The 19,937-nt window shown below is 36.2% G+C and carries 16 protein-coding genes; 10 read left to right on the top strand and 6 right to left on the bottom strand.

The annotated features are described in order from the left end of the window. Positions 1–148: 148 nt before the first annotated feature. Entirely contained in the window at positions 149–1,774 is a 1,626-nt protein-coding gene (pruA, locus tag ULVI_RS13820; RefSeq protein ID WP_068593385.1) for an L-glutamate gamma-semialdehyde dehydrogenase, read from the top strand. 100 nt (positions 1,775–1,874) lie between these two features. Here pruA and ULVI_RS13815 read toward each other — a convergent pair whose 3' ends face one another. Next, complete coding sequence (locus ULVI_RS13815; protein ID WP_068593384.1) at positions 1,875–3,158, bottom strand: Omp28-related outer membrane protein; 1,284 nt, start codon at positions 3,156–3,158, stop codon at positions 1,875–1,877. Positions 3,159–3,303: 145 nt separating this feature from the next. Here ULVI_RS13815 and ULVI_RS13810 point away from each other — a divergent pair, with 145 nt between their 5' ends. Both ULVI_RS13810 and ULVI_RS13805 read left to right on the top strand, forming a co-directional pair. Next, positions 3,304–3,786, top strand: coding sequence for a TlpA family protein disulfide reductase (locus ULVI_RS13810; protein WP_068593383.1), 483 nt, complete (start codon positions 3,304–3,306; stop codon positions 3,784–3,786). Positions 3,787–3,818: 32 nt separating this feature from the next. Continuing rightward, positions 3,819–5,477, top strand: coding sequence for a DUF6029 family protein (locus ULVI_RS13805; protein WP_068593382.1), 1,659 nt, complete (start codon positions 3,819–3,821; stop codon positions 5,475–5,477). A gap of 75 nt (positions 5,478–5,552) precedes the next feature. Here the strand turns inward: ULVI_RS13805 and ULVI_RS13800 are convergent, their stop codons facing one another. Beyond that, entirely contained in the window at positions 5,553–6,269 is a 717-nt protein-coding gene (locus ULVI_RS13800) for a T9SS type A sorting domain-containing protein (RefSeq protein ID WP_068593381.1), read from the bottom strand. Between the two features lie 243 nt (positions 6,270–6,512). Here ULVI_RS13800 and ULVI_RS13795 point away from each other — a divergent pair, with 243 nt between their 5' ends. Then, on the top strand, positions 6,513–8,219 hold the full coding sequence (locus ULVI_RS13795; protein WP_068593380.1) for a T9SS type A sorting domain-containing protein: 1,707 nt from the start codon (positions 6,513–6,515) through the stop codon (positions 8,217–8,219). Between the two features lie 100 nt (positions 8,220–8,319). Then, entirely contained in the window at positions 8,320–8,880 is a 561-nt protein-coding gene (locus tag ULVI_RS13790) for an NUDIX domain-containing protein (protein ID WP_068593379.1), read from the top strand. 74 nt (positions 8,881–8,954) lie between these two features. Here ULVI_RS13790 and rsmG read toward each other — a convergent pair whose 3' ends face one another. Then, positions 8,955–9,584 (bottom strand): 16S rRNA (guanine(527)-N(7))-methyltransferase RsmG, encoded by a 630-nt coding sequence (gene rsmG / locus ULVI_RS13785; RefSeq protein WP_068593378.1) that lies wholly within the window; start codon positions 9,582–9,584, stop codon positions 8,955–8,957. Positions 9,585–9,705: 121 nt separating this feature from the next. Between rsmG and ULVI_RS13780 the strand changes: the two genes are divergently transcribed. After that, a complete protein-coding gene (locus ULVI_RS13780; RefSeq protein ID WP_068593488.1) occupies positions 9,706–10,806 on the top strand; it encodes a fatty acid desaturase family protein in 1,101 nt (366 codons plus the stop codon). 9 nt (positions 10,807–10,815) lie between these two features. Further along, positions 10,816–12,003 carry a pyridoxal phosphate-dependent aminotransferase gene (locus tag ULVI_RS13775; protein ID WP_068593377.1) on the top strand — a complete coding sequence of 396 codons (1,188 nt, stop codon included), beginning with the start codon at positions 10,816–10,818 and terminating at the stop codon, positions 12,001–12,003. Positions 12,004–12,073: 70 nt separating this feature from the next. Here ULVI_RS13775 and ULVI_RS13770 read toward each other — a convergent pair whose 3' ends face one another. Both ULVI_RS13770 and trkA read right to left on the bottom strand, forming a co-directional pair. Beyond that, the gene (locus tag ULVI_RS13770) at positions 12,074–13,582 is read right to left on the bottom strand and encodes a TrkH family potassium uptake protein (RefSeq protein ID WP_068593376.1); all 1,509 of its coding nucleotides are present in this window, start codon (positions 13,580–13,582) and stop codon (positions 12,074–12,076) included. Beyond that, positions 13,582–14,931, bottom strand: a complete 1,350-nt coding sequence (gene trkA, locus ULVI_RS13765) for a Trk system potassium transporter TrkA (protein ID WP_068593375.1) — start codon at positions 14,929–14,931, stop codon at positions 13,582–13,584. Before trkA ends, ULVI_RS13770 begins: the two co-directional genes overlap by 1 nt. 118 nt (positions 14,932–15,049) lie before the next feature. On the opposite strand from trkA, the gene ubiE reads away from it, so the two are divergent. Both ubiE and porT read left to right on the top strand, forming a co-directional pair. Next, on the top strand, positions 15,050–15,790 hold the full coding sequence (ubiE, locus tag ULVI_RS13760; protein ID WP_068593374.1) for a bifunctional demethylmenaquinone methyltransferase/2-methoxy-6-polyprenyl-1,4-benzoquinol methylase UbiE: 741 nt from the start codon (positions 15,050–15,052) through the stop codon (positions 15,788–15,790). After that, positions 15,790–16,512 (top strand): type IX secretion/gliding motility protein PorT/SprT, encoded by a 723-nt coding sequence (gene porT, locus ULVI_RS13755; RefSeq protein WP_068593373.1) that lies wholly within the window; start codon positions 15,790–15,792, stop codon positions 16,510–16,512. The genes ubiE and porT overlap by 1 nt, the downstream gene beginning before the upstream one ends. On the opposite strand, the gene ULVI_RS13750 is transcribed toward porT, so the two are convergent. Beyond that, positions 16,499–17,233: an RNA methyltransferase gene (locus ULVI_RS13750; RefSeq protein WP_068593372.1), complete on the bottom strand. Its 735-nt coding sequence runs from the start codon at positions 17,231–17,233 to the stop codon at positions 16,499–16,501. The genes porT and ULVI_RS13750 overlap by 14 nt on opposite strands. A gap of 37 nt (positions 17,234–17,270) precedes the next feature. On the opposite strand from ULVI_RS13750, the gene tamL reads away from it, so the two are divergent. Continuing rightward, positions 17,271–19,859 carry a translocation and assembly module lipoprotein TamL gene (gene tamL / locus ULVI_RS13745; protein ID WP_068593371.1) on the top strand — a complete coding sequence of 863 codons (2,589 nt, stop codon included), beginning with the start codon at positions 17,271–17,273 and terminating at the stop codon, positions 19,857–19,859. Positions 19,860–19,937: the final 78 nt, after the last annotated feature.

Genomic DNA, 19,937 nt, shown 5'->3' with positions numbered 1-19,937 from the left:
TAATTACAGCACAAACCTTCAATTTTTTTTGAAATACGGAACGCAAGGTTTCATGCTTCTAAATTCGTACCTTTGCAACCACAAAAAAGAAGATAAAATAAGTATTAATAGACCTTCTGTTTTCTGAAGGTTAAAAGTTAAATTTTCTATGGGAAAAGGATTTTTTGAAGTGCCAGTCCCGGTAAACGAACCGGTAAAAGATTACGCACCGGGCTCACCGGAACGTGCAGAAGTAAGCAAAACGTACAAACAAATGTACAACAGTACTGTAGAGGTACCCTTGTACATAAATGGAAAGGACGTAAAAACTAAAGACACCGCGACGATGTCTTGTCCGCACGATCATCAACATGTGTTAGGAAGTTATCATAAAGCAGAAAAAAAACACGTTGACGAAGCAATTGAAACTGCTTTAGAAGCTCGTAAAAAATGGTCTCAAATGCCATGGGAACAACGTGCAGGGATTTTTCTTCGTGCTGCTGAATTAATTGCTGGACCCTACCGAGCTAAGATTAATGCCGCAACGATGCTGGCTCAATCTAAAAATATTTATCAGGCGGAAATTGATGCCGCATGTGAGTTAATCGATTTTTTACGTTTCAATGTACAGTACATGACCGAGATATATGCAGAACAACCTGCATCTACATCTGGCGCATGGAACCGACTTGAGTACCGTCCCTTAGAAGGATTTGTATATGCGATTACACCTTTTAACTTTACAGCCATCGCAGGAAATTTACCAGCAAGTGCTGCTTTAATGGGGAATGTAGTTGTTTGGAAACCAAGTGACAGCCAAGTATATTCTGCAAAAGTAATTCTGGACATTTTTGAAGAGGCAGGAGTTCCTCCCGGAGTTATTAACATGGTTATGGGAGACCCCGTTATGATTACCGATACGGTTTTGGCAAGTCCTGATTTTAGTGGAATTCATTTTACTGGATCAACTCATGTATTTAAAGATATTTGGCAAAAAATTGGAACGAACATTCATAACTACAAGACCTATCCAAGAATTGTAGGTGAAACAGGTGGTAAAGACTTTATTGTTGCTCATAAAACTGCTAATCCTCAACAAGTAGCAACAGCGATTGCTAGAGGAGCTTTCGAATTTCAAGGACAAAAATGTAGTGCCGCAAGTCGTTGCTACATATCTAAAAGCATTTGGAAAGATGTAGAGAAATTCTTATTAGCTGACATGAATTCCTTTAAGATGGGATCTCCAGAACAAATGGAGAATTTTATAACAGCTGTTATTCATGAAGGTTCTTTTGACAAATTAGCAAGTTTTATCGATCAAGCTAAAAAAGATAAAAAAGCCTCTATAATCGCAGGAGGTGGATACGATAAAAGTAAAGGATATTTTATTGAGCCTACCGTAATCGTAACTGAAGATCCTAATTATACCACCATGTGTACCGAATTATTCGGGCCAGTGGTTACCATTTATGTGTACGACGATAAGGATTGGGAAAAAACACTTCAATTAGTGGACGAGACTGGAGAATACGCATTAACAGGTGCTGTATTTAGTGAAGATCGGTACGAGCTTGAAAATGCCGTGCGTGCTTTAGAAAATGCTGCAGGAAACTTTTACATTAACGATAAGCCGACAGGTGCAGTTGTAGGTCAACAACCCTTTGGTGGTGCTAGAGCGAGTGGAACCAACGATAAAGCAGGAAGCAAATTAAACTTATATCGATGGATTTCTCCAAGAATGATAAAAGAAACCTTTGTAACTCCAACAGATTATAAATATCCATTTCTAGGATAATATCTTAGAGAGTTTTTCTAATAGAAACTAAAAAACGGATACAATATAATTTGTATCCGTTTTTTTATTAAAGTGTTTACTTTTTTTAAAGCGACGATTTTTAGTCGAATAGTTTGTTCACATTCACTTTTGCATGTTGTGAATTTTTAGCATTATTGTCCGCATCGGTAATCATCACCACAATCTCGAGTGTTTCTCTATTGTATTCTGTTGGAATAGTTGTGGTATACGTTTTTTCGTAAAGCTCATAGGCACCTGTAGCTGCTAAAGGATCACCTAAAACGTTTGTTAACGACTGTCGTAATACATGGTTGTGTTCAAAATCTTCTATAATATCTCCTTGTCCGAAGTACGGACTCGTAGGATCGTCATTTAAGTAATTAACTTGTGGGTGAATTAATCCACTCTCTGTTAGATATACTACGATTTTATCTCCCGAATTAGATCCATTTTCAAATACTGCATCTACATCGATAGTTAGCGTATTTCCATTTATAGAAGAATTAATCCCAATGGCAAGGTTCGTTTCTGCACCAGCAAGATCAACAATGTCACTGGCAGCATATGGAGTAGCCCAAATAACTGTTCTATTAATACGTCCTTGCGGAAAACCTGCTAAATTAAATTCAGCCTTTAAAATATCAATATCTTCAAAATCATAAGGGTCAGGATATGAAAAGGAGGTTTCATGGATCGCAACAATTGAAATATCGGAAGTTTGATTTACAACTTCGTCGATGGCTGCATTTATTCTTGGGCAGAACCCACACCATGTCCCTGTATAGTCTTCAATCATGACTTTACGTTTAGGAATAAATACATCAAAGGTTTTGGTTTCTGTAGTAAAATCTATTTCTTCCTCTTGATAACTTGCGTATACTTCAAAAGCACCCACTTCAGAACCACTAAACTCATTTCCTGAAATTTCAGTCCCATTAACAAAAAATGTAGATGAAGAAGTTGCATCTTCACCCATTCCATCTACCACTGTAAAAGTAACTGTTTGATTGCGCAAAGCTCTTTCAGTAGAAACAATTAGTGTACGACTATTTTCCTCCACTACTGTAAAAGAAATTGAATTACTATTAAGCCCTCCATAAGATGCAAAGACATCGAAAGTTCCAGGTTCTGTAAAAGTGTAACTTGATTCTGGAATTTCTTGTTGATTTACCGAAAACACAGCAAGGTTAGTATAATCTTCTCCCGTATCTGCAATAAGAGTAAAATCTACTGTTTCATTTACAGTAAGAATGGCATCATCTGAAGAACTTGTTAAATTTATACTCGCAACCAAAGGCACATTCTCTTCGGTCTTGCTACAAGATAAAACTGTGAGAATAGCTGCCAAAACAATACTTAACTTAACTAGTTTTTTTAATTTCATAACAATGGCATTTTATTTGTACTTACAATAATACAGGTTTTTTAGTATACTATATCGATAGGATTAAGGAATTTGAAATGTAGTACTTTGCACCTGTATTATAAAATTATTTATTTAATATTGTTACACTATAAATTACAACTTCATGAAAAAAATTGCCATTTTATTTAGTCTTATATTATCATTTTCTGCTTTCTCTCAAGAAGATCTACCTAGTGTTGATCTTGAAACAATGGATGGAAAAACAGTGAACATAAAAGAAGCTACCTCACAAGATAACGTTGTTATTGTATCACTTTGGGCAACCTGGTGTGTACCATGTTTAAAAGAACTAGATGCTATTAATGAAGTGTACGATGACTGGCAGGAAGAAACTAATGTAGATCTTATCGCAGTCTCTGTTGACGATCCAAGAACGGTGAAACGTGTAAAACCTCTTATAAATGGAAAAGGCTGGGATTATACAATTCTTCTAGATCTTAACAATGATTTAAAAAGAGCTCTTGGAGCAGCTACTGTCCCGCTTACAGTATTAATTAAGGACAATAAAATTGTTTACAGACATTCAGGCTATAGTCCTGGAGCAGAATACGAATTGTATGAAAAGATAAAAGAGTATTCGAATTAAGCCACCTTCACTAACCAACCAACAACTACTTCATGAAAAAAATTATTTTTTGTGCCTTTATTCTATTGAGCACAGTTACTCTTGCACAAGATAATGGGTACTTCTATGGAGGCCTAGAGTCAAATTCACAATGGTTACAACCCGATGAAGGTATCGACTTTCCTGCAAGTAACGAATTTGAGGATGGGCAATTTAGAGCCAATAACTATCTACAATTAAATTATTCACTCGGAAACTTTACAGCAGGTTTACAATACGAATCGTATCTTCCATCAGCACTATTAGGGTACGCCCCTATCTATGATGGCGGAAACGGAATCGCAACCTACTATATTAATTACAAGAACGACAACTTAGATATTACGGGGGGATATTTTTACGAACAATTTGGAAGTGGTCTTATTTTTAGATCTTGGGAAGACCGCCAATTAGGAATTAATAATGCATTGCGCGGTTTACGATTTAAATTTGATGTCACCGAATACTTTGATCTCACTGGTATTTACGGCCAACAACGAAATGGTTTCGAACTTTCTGAAGGAACGATTCAAGGTGTCGATGCCAACTTAGATGTAAGCGATGCCCTTAAAATAGAAGAAGTTGATATCCGCTTAGGAGTGAGCTACGTGAGCAGATTTCAAGACCGAGGACAAAACGATACAATTCCTAAGAACGTAAATGCAGTTGGAGGTAGGTTAGATTTAGTATTTGGAAATTTCTATGGAGGTGTTGAGGCCATTGCAAAATCTAAAGATGCAATTGTAAATGAAGAACGACTAGTTTCGAACAAACTTTATGATGGAACTGCGCTACAGGTAAATATGGGATATGCTCAAAAAGGATTAGGAATTAACGGAACCTTTAGAAGATTAGAAAATTTTAGTTTTTACAGTGATCGCTTCGCGGAAGGAAACACTTTCAATCAGCAAATATTAAACTATGTTCCGGCATTAACCAAACAACAAGATTATTTGTTAACGAACATCTATGTCTATAATGCACAACCAAGATTAATTATAGATAGTTCAGACCAACGATCTGGGGAAGTTGGCACGCAATTAGACGTATTCTATTCACTCGATAAAGGATCTCCGTTAGGAGGAAAATACGGTACAAAAATCGCTGTTAACTTTTCGTATTGGGGAGGTTTAGATGCAGAATACAATGTGCCAAACAAATTTTATAAAGCTAAATTTATTGGTAAAGGCCCTAGACTTTATAGAGATTGGAGTGCCGAAATTAAAAAACGTTGGACATCAAAGTTCAGTTCTGTTATTACGTTTCAAGACATAATCATCGACAAAGGGGTTACAAGTGGCCCTATTGGAACCCAAGGAGATATCACCGCTCAGATTGGAGTAATCGAAGGAACCTACCGTTTAGAGAAAGGAGCTTCAATAAGAGCAGTAGCACAACATCTTTGGAGCAAAAAGGATCGTGGTAATTGGGCTGCTGCAGTTATAGAATATAACTTTAATTCCCGACTTGCTATTTATGCTGCTGACTCTTACAACTATGGCGGCGAAGGTAAAATACATTACTATAATTTTGGAGGAAGTTACTCGAAAGGAAGAACTCGCGTAGGAATGAACTATGGAAGACAACGTGGAGGGCTTATCTGCGTTGGTGGCGTGTGCCGTTTTGTTCCTGAAAACACAGGGCTTAGCGCCAATATTGTTGTCTCGTTTTAAACAATAAATTTTTACTGAAAATAAAAAATCCCGAGATATAGTTCTCGGGATTTTTTTATAAAATGTATTCTAGAATTAGTTTTTAATAACTTTAACTGTTTTTGAAGCACCCGCTTCATTTTTGAAAGAAACAAGGTATACTTGAGAAGAGAGGTTAGAAAGGTTTACGTCTTGTCTTCCAGCTCCAATCTTTGTTGTTTTCACGATTGCTCCACGCATATCATAAACATTCATCATAAGATCTTCGGCAGAGGTAACAGTTAGGTAATTAGAAATTACTGTAGAAGCTAGTGTAAGATCTAGTTTAGAATTTTCATTGATACCTAATGCAGGATTATACTCATAAGTTAAACGCTTAGACTCCCCAATTTCATTACCTGCTTCGTCAACTTCGTAAAATTTAAACACATAACTAATCACTTGGTCTCCACCAACTGCATTGTAAATATGATTTCCCTGCCCTGTAGAAGCTCCTGGCGCTATATCAATTGAATCATCGCCCGGAGGATATACGTTTCCTATCGTAATTCCAGTATAACAAAGACCATAACAAAGTTCAAGACCACTCCCATCAGCATTTTCCGCACTTTCGAAAAGGATTCTGGTTCTAATTACGTCATCCCCAGTATTTGTTACAAAAAAATCGAAGTTTGCCGCAGCATCATTAAAAGTTGCAAAGGAGATCACATCCCCGTCATCATATTCGTCACCGTTAACATCAGTAATCGTGAACTGCGCATTCATTGTAAGTGCTGTCAAAAAAAGACAAGCCAAAAGTAAATTCTTTTTCATCGTAAAAGTTTTTAGATTTATAAAGTCAAATAATTAGAACGCTAAAATACGTAATAACGTACTATTTTTCCTAACATAACTGTTAGAAAATGAGAAAATTAAGCGTTTTTCCTTGAAATTGTGCGACTTGGAAAAACCCTACTAAGACGATAGACTTTCTTGTTTTGTTAAAATTTTTCTAATTATCATTGCATTAACATATATTTGTTAACTACATAGATTTTTAACAAAAAATTTTACACTATGACAAAAAAATTACATCTTTCAATAGTAACTTTATTTTTTGCTTTTGCAGCATTTGGACAAACAATTGTTAATACTGATGTTGAAAACAAAAAAGTGATCCTTGAAGAATTTACCGGAATTCATTGCGTATTCTGCCCAGATGGTCATGCAATCGCTAAAGGCTTACAGGACGCCAATCCAGGTAATGTTTTTTTAATTAATATTCATGCGGGCAGTTATGCGGTACCTAGTGGAAATGAGCCTGATTTCAGAACTCCTTTCGGACAAGCATTAGCCAACCAAAGTCAATTATCCGGATACCCTGCAGGTACAATTAACAGGCAAAACTTCCCTGGCATGGAACAAAATTCAAATGCACCAGGATCTACTGCACTTAATCGTGGCAGCTGGGCCAATGCTGCAAGTCAGGTACTCCCAACAGAATCTTATCTAAATATGGCAGCTGAAGCTACCTTAGATGTACAAACCCGGGAATTGGAGGTTCATATAGAAGCTTATTACACTGGTGACAGCCCTGAAGATTCAAATCTCTTAAATGTCGCTTTATTACAAAACAACACATTAGGACCACAGACCGGAGGAAATGCAGGTAATAATTACAATCATCAACACAGACTTGTTCATTTACTAACAGGACAATGGGGAGAAGAAATAACAACCACAACGCAAGGTACATTTATAGACAGAACGTACACTTACACGGTACCAGCAGCTTATAACGATGTAGAAGCTATACTAGCCGACATGGAAATCGTAACCTTTATGACCGAAACACAGCAATTAATTATTAGTGGTAACGGAACCATTCCAGCATTTACAGGTATTACGACCGCAAATGATGCAAACATCGAAGAAATCGGAGCAATCGAATCGCAATGTGTTGGAACTGAATATGTTTTTGCACCGACAGTAACAATTGAAAATCTTGGTCAAGAAACAATAACAACATTAGATATTGAGTATAGCATTAATGGCGGTACTCCAGAAACCTTTGTTTTCAACGGAAGCATTTTAGCTTTACATAGCGAAATGATTATATTACCTGAAACTACTCTTACAATAGAAGCAGAGAATTCAATTTCGGTAACAATACCATCCGACGAAAACAATGATAACAATAGTGCTTCTATTTCGTTCGATCAAGCTCCTAATAGTTCGGGAACCGTATACATGGTTTTAAATACCGATAATTATGGGTCCGAAGTACGTTGGCGTGTAAGAAATTCTGAAAATGAGATCGTTTACCTTGGAGGACCTTACGGAAATAATACTACTATCAATGAAACTTTTAATTTAGATGCTGATTGTTATATCTTTGAACTTATTGACACCTATGGCGATGGAGGTGGTGCAGTAACACTTACCGACTCAAATGGAACTATTATTTATTCGACCAATGGTGCATATGGTTCGGGAGAAAATACTAACTTTAAATCTGATGGAATTTTAGGTGTAGAAGACAATGATGCATTGCAAAATGTAGTCTTATACCCGAACCCTGCCAATACTGTTTTATTTGTTCGTAACGCAAAGAACGCTTCCCTTGAAGTATATGATATTCTTGGAAAATTAATAATGACCGAGTCTAATATTGCTTTAGAAACACAATTAGATGTTGCAAACCTGCAAACCGGAACTTATTTTGTAAAAATATACGGTCAAGACGGTCGTGCATCTACAAAGAAATTTATTGTCGCTAGATAATAGATCTAATCCTAACTTAACTAAAAGCTTCGGTGTATGCCGAAGCTTTTTTTATGAAGTAAATTCTGTTAGAAAGCCAGTACTTTTATATTTTTATAAGATGGAATACACTATTATAAATGAACAGGTGGTCTTCAATGATCATTATAAAATCTTAAAAGCAGAAGTTCGATACGAGACTTTTAAAGGAGAAACCATTACTGCTGAACGACTCGCATTTCATAGAGGCGATTCGGTAGCTATTTTATTAGTAGAAAAAGAATCAAATTCTGTACTACTCACAAAACAATTTAGATATCCCACCACCCAACACGAAAAAGGATGGCTTTTAGAAATTCCAGCTGGTTCGATGGAAAAAGAAGAATGTCCACTCGCTTGTGTGAAACGAGAAACTCTCGAAGAAATGGGGTATGAGATCGAGCAACCCGATCAATTATTCAACTTCTATACGTCTCCTGGAGGAAGTACCGAGCGTGTTTTTTTATTTTACGCTAAGGTCTCTAAACACCAAAAAACCGAAAAAGGTGGAGGTGTTGAAGATGAAAATGAAGATATTAAAACAGTAAAAATTCCTATTTCAGAAATACAAGAATATCTTCAGAATAAAATCATGGATGCCAAGACAATCATTGCACTACAGTGGCTTCTTCTCAACCAATAGAATCATCCCTATTAAATATTCAATGTTCAATGTTCAATGTTCAATGTTCAATGTTCAAAATTGAGAATTAAAACCTATCCTTTATATTTCAGAGGAAGATGGACCACACTTTTTGTTTCAAAAAAGTCTTCTTCAAAAAAAGTGGGAAGCTTATAAATAGTTGCCTTTGGAAAAGGCACCAATTCTTCAGAAAGGTCGCCCCCTTTCAGATATAAAATTCCATTTTTAAGTTCATGATTACTTTTTTTAGCAACATTATGCCGCACCCAACGCACAAATGTTTCCATCTGCGCTACGGCTCGACTTACAATAAAATCATACTGATCTGAAAGCGTCTCAACTCGTGCATTTGTAACACGCACATTCTCTAAGGAAAGTCCTTCTGAAACTTCTTCAACTACTTTTATTTTCTTTCCGATACTATCCACCAAATGGAATTTTGTTTCAGGAAAAAGTATTGCCAACGGAATTCCCGGAAAACCTCCTCCCGTTCCAACATCTAAGATCGAAGCCCCCGGGTTGAACGCTTGTACTTTAGCAATTCCTAAAGAATGCAATACATGACGAAGGTATAATTCGTCGATATCTTTTCGGGAAACAACATTAATTTTTAAATTCCAATCTTGGTACAATGATTGAAGTAACTGAAACTGACGCAACTGATTTTCAGAAAGATGCGGAAAATATTTTAAAAGTATGTCCATAATGTGCTATAGCTGCAAAAGTAGGACTTCTTATAATAATTTATGATAGGTTTCCGTAGTTTTAAACAATAGATCCGTATTTTTGCGTTTTCCTTTTTTAGACTCTCTTAAATACAACAATGTGGGAAATACAACTATTAATTTTTCAAGAGTAGATTCTGCTAAATTTTTCAGAACACTCAACAAACGAGTTAATCTTTACTTTAAAGAAAACAACCTTTCTCGTAACGGGAATTGGCGCTTGCATGTAAAGACTATCATTATGTTCTCTTTATACTTAACGCCTTACTTTCTTTTACTAACATTAAATGTTCCTGAGTGGCTTCAACTTGTTTTCACCATTATTATGGGGGTTGGTATGGCTGGTGTTGGAATGAATGTAATGCATGATGCAAATCACGGTGCCTATTCTTCCAAAAAATGGATTAATAAGGTAATGGGAAGCAGCATTTATATTCTTGCAGGAAATGTATACAACTGGCAAGTGCAACACAATGTTCTTCACCATACCTACACAAATATTCACGGTCATGATGAAGACATGGAAGCTGGACGAATTCTTCGGTTTTCCAGACATGCAAAATGGAACCGATTTCATAAATTTCAACATTATTACAGTATTTTATTTTATGGTTTACTCACAATTAACTGGGTAATTACGTCAGATTTTATGCAAACCAAAAGGTATCTAGCACAAAAGCTTTCTTATGGAAAACTTCCCAGTCCGATAAAGCAGTGGAGTACTTTATTAATTACAAAAACGATCTATGTAGGTATTTGGATTGTAATTCCTATTCTTTTCTTTGATATAGCTTGGTGGAAAATACTTATAGGCTTCTTTATTATGCATTACGTGGCAGGTGTTATTTTAAGTGTTGTATTTCAATTAGCACATATTGTAGAAGCAACCGATATGCCACTACCCGATCCGTCTGGAACTATGAAAAATACTTGGGCAATTCATCAATTATTTACAACGGTAAATTTTTCGACCAAGAATAGAATCATGAATTGGTTTACTGGTGGTTTAAATCATCAAGTAGAACATCATATTTTCCCAAACATAAGTCATGTACATTATACTAAAATCTCTAAGATTGTTCGTGAAACAGCACAAGAATTTAATTTGCCGTATCACGAGTATAAAACTACACGAAAAGCATTAATAGCACATTTCAAACATTTAAAACAAATGGGGCTTAACCCAGCTCTATCTGCCTAACCAGTACCTATGAACCCAAAACTTTCGAACCGCATAAACGAAATGGCAACCTCTGCAACTTTGGCCATGGCGGCAAAAGCAAGAGAATTAAGAGCCGAAGGAAAAGATATTATTGGATTAAGTCTTGGCGAACCTGATTTTACCATTCCAGAATTTGTAAAAGAAGCAGGAGTTCAAGCTATACAAAACGACTTTCACTCCTACACTCCTGTAGATGGATATGGTGACTTGAAAGATGCCATTATCACCAAATTTAAACGAGATAATAAGCTTACCTATACGCCATCACAAATTGTAGTGTCTACTGGAGCAAAACAATCGTTAGCAAATCTTGCAATGGTGCTTTTAAATGATGGAGATGAAGTTTTACTGCCTGCACCATATTGGGTAAGTTATAGCGACATTAGCAAAGTAGCTGGTGGTATACCAAAGGAAATTAAAACCTCCATTGAAACCGATTTTAAAATTACTGCGGAAAGTTTACAAGAAGCAATAACGCCTAAAACTAAAATGATTATTTATAGTTCACCTTGCAACCCGAGCGGTTCGGTGTACAGTAAAAAAGAGCTTAGAGCATTGGCTGATGTATTGGTAAAGCATCCCGATATTATTGTAGTTAGCGATGAAATATATGAACATATTTTGTTCGACGGTGAGCATTTTTCGATGGCACAATTCGAAGACATGTACGACCGAACTGTCGTAGTAAATGGGGTCTCAAAAGCATTTTCTATGACTGGCTGGAGAATCGGATATATTGGTGCTCCAGAATGGATCGCTAAAGCTTGTACAAAAATGCAGGGACAGGTAACTAGTGGTGCAAACTGCATTGCACAACGCGCAACAATTACAGCACTCGAAAACCCACCGAGTAAGATAAAATATATGGTAGATGCGTTTAAAGACCGTCGTTCATTAATACTTAAATTACTCTCTAAGATCCCAGGTTTTAAAAGCAATACTCCTGAGGGAGCTTTCTATGTATTTCCAGATATTTCTTATTACTTCGGAAAGACTCTTAAGGGAAAAAATATAAATTCAGCTTCAGATTTTTCTTTGTTTTTACTTGAAGAAGCGAATGTGGCAACTGTAACTGGTGAAGCATTTGGTGATCCAAATTGCATTCGAATCTCTTACGCGGCTTCCGAAACAGATATTAAACAGGCTATGAAACAAATTAAAGAAGCATTGACCTAATATACTGAACTAAAAATTTCAGAAATCCGCTTCAATTAATTTTCGAAGCGGATTTTTTTTTCAAATTTATTTATCGGTTCCTCCAGAAAAATGGAGTAAATAAAATTAATACCGTAAATAATTCTAAACGCCCTATAAGCATCAGAAAACTTGCCCACCACTTTGCAGCATCGGGTAGGCTTCCGTAGTTATTAACTGGACCAAGGTCACCCAAAGCAGGTCCAACATTCCCTAATGTGGAGGCGGTACCTCCTAGTGCTGTTCTAAAGTCTAACCCCATCCAAGTAAAAACAAGTGTTCCTACAATAAAGGATAGCATATACAGAATAAAAAACCCTAAAATATTAAATACAATAGGCTGTGGAATTGCCTTTGTATTATAACGAACAGGTAAAATTGCATTCGGGTGCAATGTTCTTTTAAATTCTAACACTCCGTTTTTAATCATAATTAAATGACGCATGATCTTTATCCCACCAGCTGTAGATCCTGCCGAACCTCCTAAAAACATTAAACCGAAAAAGAAAATTGTTAAAAATGGAGTCCAAAGTGTATAATCTGCCGTAACAAATCCCGTAGTAGTTACAATTGCTAAAACCTGAAACAACGCATGACGTACCGAACTTTCAAAGTGCCCCAGCACCATTGGATGTGCAATCGAAGAATCTGTAACATCAGCTTCATAATAAATAAGTAAGCTTGCAATTACAGTTAACCCAACAATTAAAATTGAATAAGCCCTAAACTCTTCATCCTTAAAAATTTTTCTAAATTTTTTTTTAAATGCAAAGTAACTTAATACAAAATTGGTACCTGCCAAGAACATGAATACAATAATAATGTATTGAATAAGGGGGTTATCATTGTAATAGGCAACACTGTCATTTTTGGTTGAAAAACCACCAGTACTTAACGTACTTAACGAGTGGTTTATAGCATCGAAAAAAGACATTCCAGCAACTTTTAACAAAATAGTTTCAGCAATTGTGTACCCTACATAAATAAGCCACAATCTTTTGGCAGTATCGGTAATTCGTGGATGTAGTTTATCTCCTCCTGGTCCCGGGGCTTCTGCCGCAAAAAGTTGCATTCCTCCTATTCCTAATAGTGGCAGAATAGCAATAGCTAAAACAATAATACCCATCCCTCCTATCCAGTGAGTAATAGACCGCCAAAATAATACACCTTTCGGTATGCTTTCAATATCACTTAAAACAGAAGCTCCTGTAGTGGAATACCCGCTCATGGTTTCAAAAAAAGCATTGGTAATTCCCGGAATTGCGCCTGTAAAAATATAAGGTAAGGTTCCAATTAGAGACATAAACACCCACCCTGACGCGACAATAATATACCCTTCTCTCTTTTGAATTTCCTTTCGATGGTCTTTGGTTAGAAACATCACAACTGCACCTGCAACAAGCGTAACCAATCCAGCCATTGAAATTTCAAAGGTCACCCCATCTTTATATATTGCGCTTATTAACGCCGCTAATAACATAAAGCCACCGTTTACAAGAAACAGCAAGCCCATAATATGCAAAATAATCTTAAAATTTAATCTAGATAAAGATGTGCGCATTACACAAAGAATTTTTCCACTTTGTTGATAGATTGAGGCAAACTACATACAACAATGCGATCCCTATTTTGAATTCTGAAATCTCCCAAAGCGATGATTCCTTCTCCATTTCGAATCACTCCTCCAATAACGGCAGATCGAGGCAAATCGATATCCCTAATGTTTTGATTACAAACTGAAGATTTTGGTGTCACCACAAATTCTAGCAATTCAGCATTCATATTATTTAGTTTCGTCATAGCGACTACTTCACCTTTACGTACGTATCTAAAAATATTATTTGCTGCTAGTAATTTTTTATTAATCAAGGTATCAATACCAATAGAATGAGACAATTGAAAATAATCCATGTTTTCTACCAAAGCAATGGTTTTACGCACCCCTTTAGATTTTGCCACCAGACAGGACATTATGTTAATTTCACTATTACCAGTAACCGCAATAAATGCGTCCATATCTTGAATAGATTCTTCCTGAAGCAATTCTACATTTCTTCCGTCACCATTTATAACAAGACAGCTAGGAATATCGTCAGCAATTTCAAAAGCTTTCTCTTTATCGCTTTCTATTAGTTTTACATTAAACCTACTTTTGCAAAGATCATTAGCAGCTTTATATCCTATACTACTACCTCCAAGAATCATTATATTCTTAAGGTCTTCTTTTACTTTTCCTGTTAGTTTGTAAATTTCTTTTACTCCTGCCCGTGTGGTTGTAAAATACACTTGATCCCCTTCTTTAAATTGGGTGTCTCCTCGCGGAATAAGTGTGTATTGCGTACCATAACGCTGAATAGCAATAGGCACGTATTTTAATTTCGGATTAAGATCTGCAACTTGTTGCACTGTCTTGCCTACAAATTCTGCGGTTCGCGTTAAACTTAGACCGATCATAATTAATGCTCCATTTTCGAATTCGTAAGTGTCGTTAAACGCACTCTGATTAAGCAATAATTCAATTTCATTCGCTGCAAGCGATTCTGGAGAAATAAGTTCGTCGATTCCAAATTTTGTAAATCCAACTTCGTCTTTTCTATCTATAAATTCGGTATTAGAAATACGAGCAATGGTACGTTTTGCACCTAATTGCTTTGCGAGTACACAAACGGTAATATTTGTAGTTTCACTAGAAGTGACGGCAATTACAAGATCGGTTCCATCTACTTTCGAGTCTTTTAAAACTGAAATAGATGTGGCATCACCCCGCACTACCCGAATGTCTAAATGTGTATCGGCATAACTTAGGGCTTCTCTGTTATTATCAATAAGTGTAATATCTTGAGACTCGAAAGAAAGGAGTTTTGCTAAATGAAATCCTACCTCGCCTGCTCCGGCAATAATAATTTTCATAATATATCTTACGAAATAAGTTAGGCAAAGGTAGCCATTTTTTTACTAGTAACTCATTGTCTTTTATGAATTCAATAGGGCAGCAACTCTCAAAAAATATGTAGCTTTGCGCCCGATCATGAGTAAAGAAAAAAAAATAACACCCTACAAAGAATCTACGCTAAATAAAAAACAGCAGGTAGAGCAGATGTTCGATACTATCTCAGAGAATTACGACGGATTAAATCGCGTAATTTCATTGGGTACAGATGTAAAATGGCGTAAGAAGGTCGTGGCAATGGTGAAGGCTAAAAACCCCAACTCTATTTTAGATATCGCTACTGGTACTGGTGATCTAGCCATTACGTTTGCCGCAACTGTTCCTGCTAAGAAAATTGTAGGTCTCGATCTTTCAGACGGAATGCTTTCGGTTGCTAGGAAAAAAGTAGCGGGAACGCAACTAAATGATAAAGTAACTTTTATTCAAGGAGATTCAGAAGCACTTCCCTTTAAAGACAACTCTTTCGAAGTAGTAACCGTTTCTTTTGGAATTCGAAATTTTGAGAATCTAGAAATAGGCCTTTCAGAAATACTTCGCGTATTGACCCCAAACGGTTTATTTGTTATTTTAGAAACTTCGGTTCCCGAAAAAACTCCTTTTAAGCAAGGGTATCATTTTTACTCTGGCAAAATCCTACCACTAATTGGGCGCCTATTTTCTAAAGACAAAGTTGCCTACCGCTATTTAAGTGAAAGTGCCTCTGTTTTTCCACATGGCGAACAACTCAACAATATTTTGAGTAAAATTGGGTTTATAGATGTGAAAAGCAAACCGCAAACTTTTGGCGTAGCAACCATTTATACCGCTACTAAACAATGATGAAGCACCTTATATTCACCCTTACCTTTTTATTTTTTTATCAATCCGCAGATGCACAATTTGGCAATAAAGAGCGCATTGCCAACGATGCCAGTGGAGGAAAAGGAGATATTGACAACTTGTTTCTCTCCTGGGGATATTTTTTGGGGTTTAATAGCCTTGATTTTAATTTCGACTACAAAGATCAATTTGGGGATTTAAACACCGATGTTCAAGTAGAGAAAATTGGGGGATTTAACGTAGGACTTATCGGAGATTTAAAAATTAATAATTACATGAATCTTCGCTTAGAACCAGGGCTATATTACACACAACGAAATCTAATTTATCCAGGATTCGAAGATGAAGTTGATTTTCTTAGGGAAGTAAAATCTACGTACATTCATGTTCCGTTATTACTTAAGGTCTCAACCAAACGCCTTAATAACTTTAAACCTTTTATAGTAGGTGGAATTTCCACATCGGTAAACCTTTCTAGTAACGAGACCAACCCAGAAGACAACCAACAAGGGCAGTTTAGAACAACTAGAAACAGCAGCTTTTACGAGTTAGGCTTCGGTGTTGATCTTTATTTTTATTATTTCAAATTTACACCTTCCATTCGTGGTGTATTTGGCCTAAAAGACGAATTAATACAAGATGAAGACCCTAATAGTGTATATACGAGCAATATCGACAAATTATCAACGCGGGGTATCTTTGTTAATTTTACATTTCAGTAAACGAACTTCTCTTAAATTCGTTTAATAAGATTGCCGTGGCTGTAGCTACATTAAGACTTTCTGTTTTATGAGCTTTTCCAAACTGCGGAATGGTTATTTTTTTAGTGAGTAATTTTAGTACTTTTTCTGAAATTCCATTAGCTTCATTTCCCATAACAATCACACCTTGCTTCGGAAACTTCTCGCTGTAAACAGACTCGCCATTCATACAACCTCCGTATACAGGTAGTTGGGTCTCTTTCAAAAAAACAGATAGGTCGGTGTACTGAAGCGGAACTCTAGCGATAGAGCCCATCGTCGCTTGAATTACTTTTGGGTTGTAACAATCTGCAGAATCTTCAGAACACACCAATTGTGACACGCCAAACCAATCGCAAAGTCGGATAATCGTTCCTAGATTTCCCGGATCGCGAACCGCATCTAAAGCGACAATAAGCCCTTCCGAAGTAATCTCTTTATTTGATTGTGTATAAAAAAGTGCTAGCGCAGTATTTGCAGAGGTTAAAAAGCTAATTTTCTGAAGCTCTTTTTCTGAAATTTCTACCGCACCTTCCGAAGTAATAACCTCTAGATTTGTAGTATATAAACTATGCAATTTCATTCCTTCCTGCATTAATTCTCGAATAACTTTTGGTCCTTCAGCAACAAAAAGCCCTGTACTCGTTCTGTACTTTTTTTGCTTAAGACTCGTTATTAGTTTTATTTCACTTTTACTTATCAAATTTATTCTATTTTTGAAGTTAAATTAAGGAAGACACTTGGCCTATACCCTCACAAAAATATCATTATTTTTAGTTGTTCTTATATTATTTATTTCTTGTAACGCTGTAAAACGGGTTCCTGAAGGTAAATTTCTATTAACTGAAAACACCATAACAGTAGACGGCAATGAGATAAGTGACTTTGGAGTGTATAGTCAGTTATACCAAAAACCCAATCCAAGAATACCTTTAATAAATGTTCCTTTGGGACTTCACATTTACAACATTGCAGAACCAAAACCCGACTCTACATTTCAAGATTGGTTACATCGAAAGCCCAACCGAGAAGAACGATTGGTGAAATGGCTGTCAAAAAAACAGGTGGATGCACTAGATAGTGCGAAGGTAGGTTTTAATAACTGGTTAAAAAAAACAGGAGATGCTCCAGCTATTATTTCTGAAGACCGAACCGAAAAATCAAAGAACCGACTGAAGCGTTACTACAGTAGTTATGGATGGTTTAACGCTGAAGTTGCAGACAGCATACGAATAGACACTACTAGAAAAAAGCGTGCATCGATGGATTATTACGTTACACGAAACACACCTTATATTGTTGATTCTATCACCGAAAAGATTAGCTCACCCGTTGTAGACAGTTTGTTTCAGCTCACCAAGGGACAATCTTTTATACAATCTGGAAAACAATATAAAGCAAACGATTTTGTAAACGAACGTGATCGGTTAACCATACAATTTAGAAATTCGGGATTGTATTATTTCGATCAAGATTATGTAGGATTTGAAGGGGATACTGTAAAAACAAATCATAAAGCAAATATAACCTACCTTATTCCCGATAGAAAGATAACGGTTGGCGATACAGTATATACAGAACCATTTAAGGTTCACACCGTTAGCGAAGTTAGGGTAGTAACCGATTATGAATTTAATAAGAGAAATGAAAAGTTCTCAGACTCTGCTTTCTTTAAAGGTTATAAATTATACAGTTACGATGAGTTAGAGTTTACATCGAAAGCTATAACAGATGCTATTTCTATTACCCCTAATAAAACTTTTAAAGATATAGACCGTACGCTTTCGTATAACCAACTGAGTGATCTTCGAATGTTTAGGTACCCCAATATAACGTATCAAGAAGATCCACGTGACACTACTGGCACTAACCTTATAGCAACAATATTACTTACACCAAAAAAGAAATATACACTTGGTGCCGATTTCGATGCATACACCTCATCGATTCAACAAATTGGTATTGGAGGAAGTGGAACATTTTTAATTCGGAATGTTTTTCGAGGTGCTGAAACGCTAGAGATTTCAGGAAACGGAAGTATTGGTTCGTCGAAAGATCAAGCCGATAGTGATAGTAAATTCTTTAATGTTTCAGACATTGGTGGAGAAGTAAAACTTTCCTTTCCGAAGATACTTTTCCCTGTAAATACCGACAAACTCATTCCTAAATACATGTCCCCAACGACCAGTATAAGTTTAGGATTTAATGCGCAAAATAATATTGGTTTAGATCGACAAAGTATTAACGTTAGATATAATTACCGATGGAAACCTTCAAAAATACGTACCAATGTGTTCGATTTTCTCAACATACAATACGTTCGTAATTTAAATGTAAGTAATTATTTTAACATCTATAGAAACTCGTTCGATCAAGTAAATACGATTGCTCGAATTGTGGAAGACGATACTCAAGGTGCCATCGACCCAGATTATTACACCCTCGACTCTAATGGCGATCTGCAACTTACCGTACCCAACGGAATAGATAATTTTTTAAATGATGCGTTTGTTAACAACAACTACGACCTTTCGAACGACAACTCCCAAATACTACAAAACAATATTGAACGTAAAGATCGTCTTACTGAAGACAACCTTATCTTCACTACTAGCTTTACTTGGCAACGGGATACCAGAGAAGGAATAAGTGACAATAATTTTTCAAGAATACGTTGGAAACTAGAAAGCGCAGGGAATCTTCTTTCATTAATTTCGAAAGCTAGTAGTATAGAAAAAAACAGCAATGATAACTATGAAACGTTAGGAGTTGTCTTTTCACAATATTTAAAAGGAGAAGCAGAATATATTAAACACTGGGAATTTGAAAATTCAACCATTTTTGCAATTCGTGGATTTGGAGGAATCGCCATTCCCTATGGAAACAGTAACAGCATTCCTTTTACCCGTAGTTATTTTGCGGGTGGTGCAAACGACAACCGTGGCTGGAGAGCATACGATCTTGGACCAGGAAGTAGCGGTGGTGTTTTCGAGTTTAACGAAGCTAACCTAAAACTGGCATTTAATGCAGAATATCGTTTTCCAATTTTTGGAGCTTTTAAAGGTGCACTCTTTGTTGATGCTGGAAACATTTGGAATGTTGCCGACAATGTGAATGACGAAGCGTCTAAATTTTCGGGCCTTTCAGACTTAAAAGAAATCGCCATTGCATCTGGCTTAGGACTACGGTATGATTTTGGTTTTTTTGTTTTTAGACTTGACACCGGATTTAAAACATACAACCCAGCAAATTCGGAAGGAAACCGTTGGTTTAAAGATTATAATTTCCAAAATGTCGTGTACAACATCGGGATTAACTATCCTTTTTAAACCATTTAAATTTCATATTTTTGCCATTATATATTTGAAAGAACAAGAACACTATTTTCTTCACTTACATTAATAGCA

The organism is Cochleicola gelatinilyticus (genome assembly GCF_001637325.1).
Taxonomy (GTDB): domain Bacteria; phylum Bacteroidota; class Bacteroidia; order Flavobacteriales; family Flavobacteriaceae; genus Cochleicola; species Cochleicola gelatinilyticus.
This window is presented reverse-complemented; position numbering and strand designations above follow the sequence as displayed.

What these genes read in the sequence shown, in the direction of transcription:
- pruA (WP_068593385.1), top strand. Translation starts at nt 149, where the DNA reads ATGGGAAAAGGATTTTTTGAAGTGCCAGTCCCGGTAAACGAACCGGTA.
- ULVI_RS13800 (WP_068593381.1), bottom strand. Translation starts at nt 6,269, where the DNA reads ATGAAAAAGAATTTACTTTTGGCTTGTCTTTTTTTGACAGCACTTACA.
- ULVI_RS13815 (WP_068593384.1), bottom strand. Translation starts at nt 3,158, where the DNA reads ATGAAATTAAAAAAACTAGTTAAGTTAAGTATTGTTTTGGCAGCTATT.
- ULVI_RS13795 (WP_068593380.1), top strand. Translation starts at nt 6,513, where the DNA reads ATGACAAAAAAATTACATCTTTCAATAGTAACTTTATTTTTTGCTTTT.
- ULVI_RS13770 (WP_068593376.1), bottom strand. Translation starts at nt 13,582, where the DNA reads ATGCGCACATCTTTATCTAGATTAAATTTTAAGATTATTTTGCATATT.
- ULVI_RS13790 (WP_068593379.1), top strand. Translation starts at nt 8,320, where the DNA reads ATGGAATACACTATTATAAATGAACAGGTGGTCTTCAATGATCATTAT.
- ULVI_RS13810 (WP_068593383.1), top strand. Translation starts at nt 3,304, where the DNA reads ATGAAAAAAATTGCCATTTTATTTAGTCTTATATTATCATTTTCTGCT.
- ULVI_RS13775 (WP_068593377.1), top strand. Translation starts at nt 10,816, where the DNA reads ATGAACCCAAAACTTTCGAACCGCATAAACGAAATGGCAACCTCTGCA.
- ULVI_RS13805 (WP_068593382.1), top strand. Translation starts at nt 3,819, where the DNA reads ATGAAAAAAATTATTTTTTGTGCCTTTATTCTATTGAGCACAGTTACT.
- rsmG (WP_068593378.1), bottom strand. Translation starts at nt 9,584, where the DNA reads ATGGACATACTTTTAAAATATTTTCCGCATCTTTCTGAAAATCAGTTG.
- ubiE (WP_068593374.1), top strand. Translation starts at nt 15,050, where the DNA reads ATGAGTAAAGAAAAAAAAATAACACCCTACAAAGAATCTACGCTAAAT.
- trkA (WP_068593375.1), bottom strand. Translation starts at nt 14,931, where the DNA reads ATGAAAATTATTATTGCCGGAGCAGGCGAGGTAGGATTTCATTTAGCA.
- porT (WP_068593373.1), top strand. Translation starts at nt 15,790, where the DNA reads ATGAAGCACCTTATATTCACCCTTACCTTTTTATTTTTTTATCAATCC.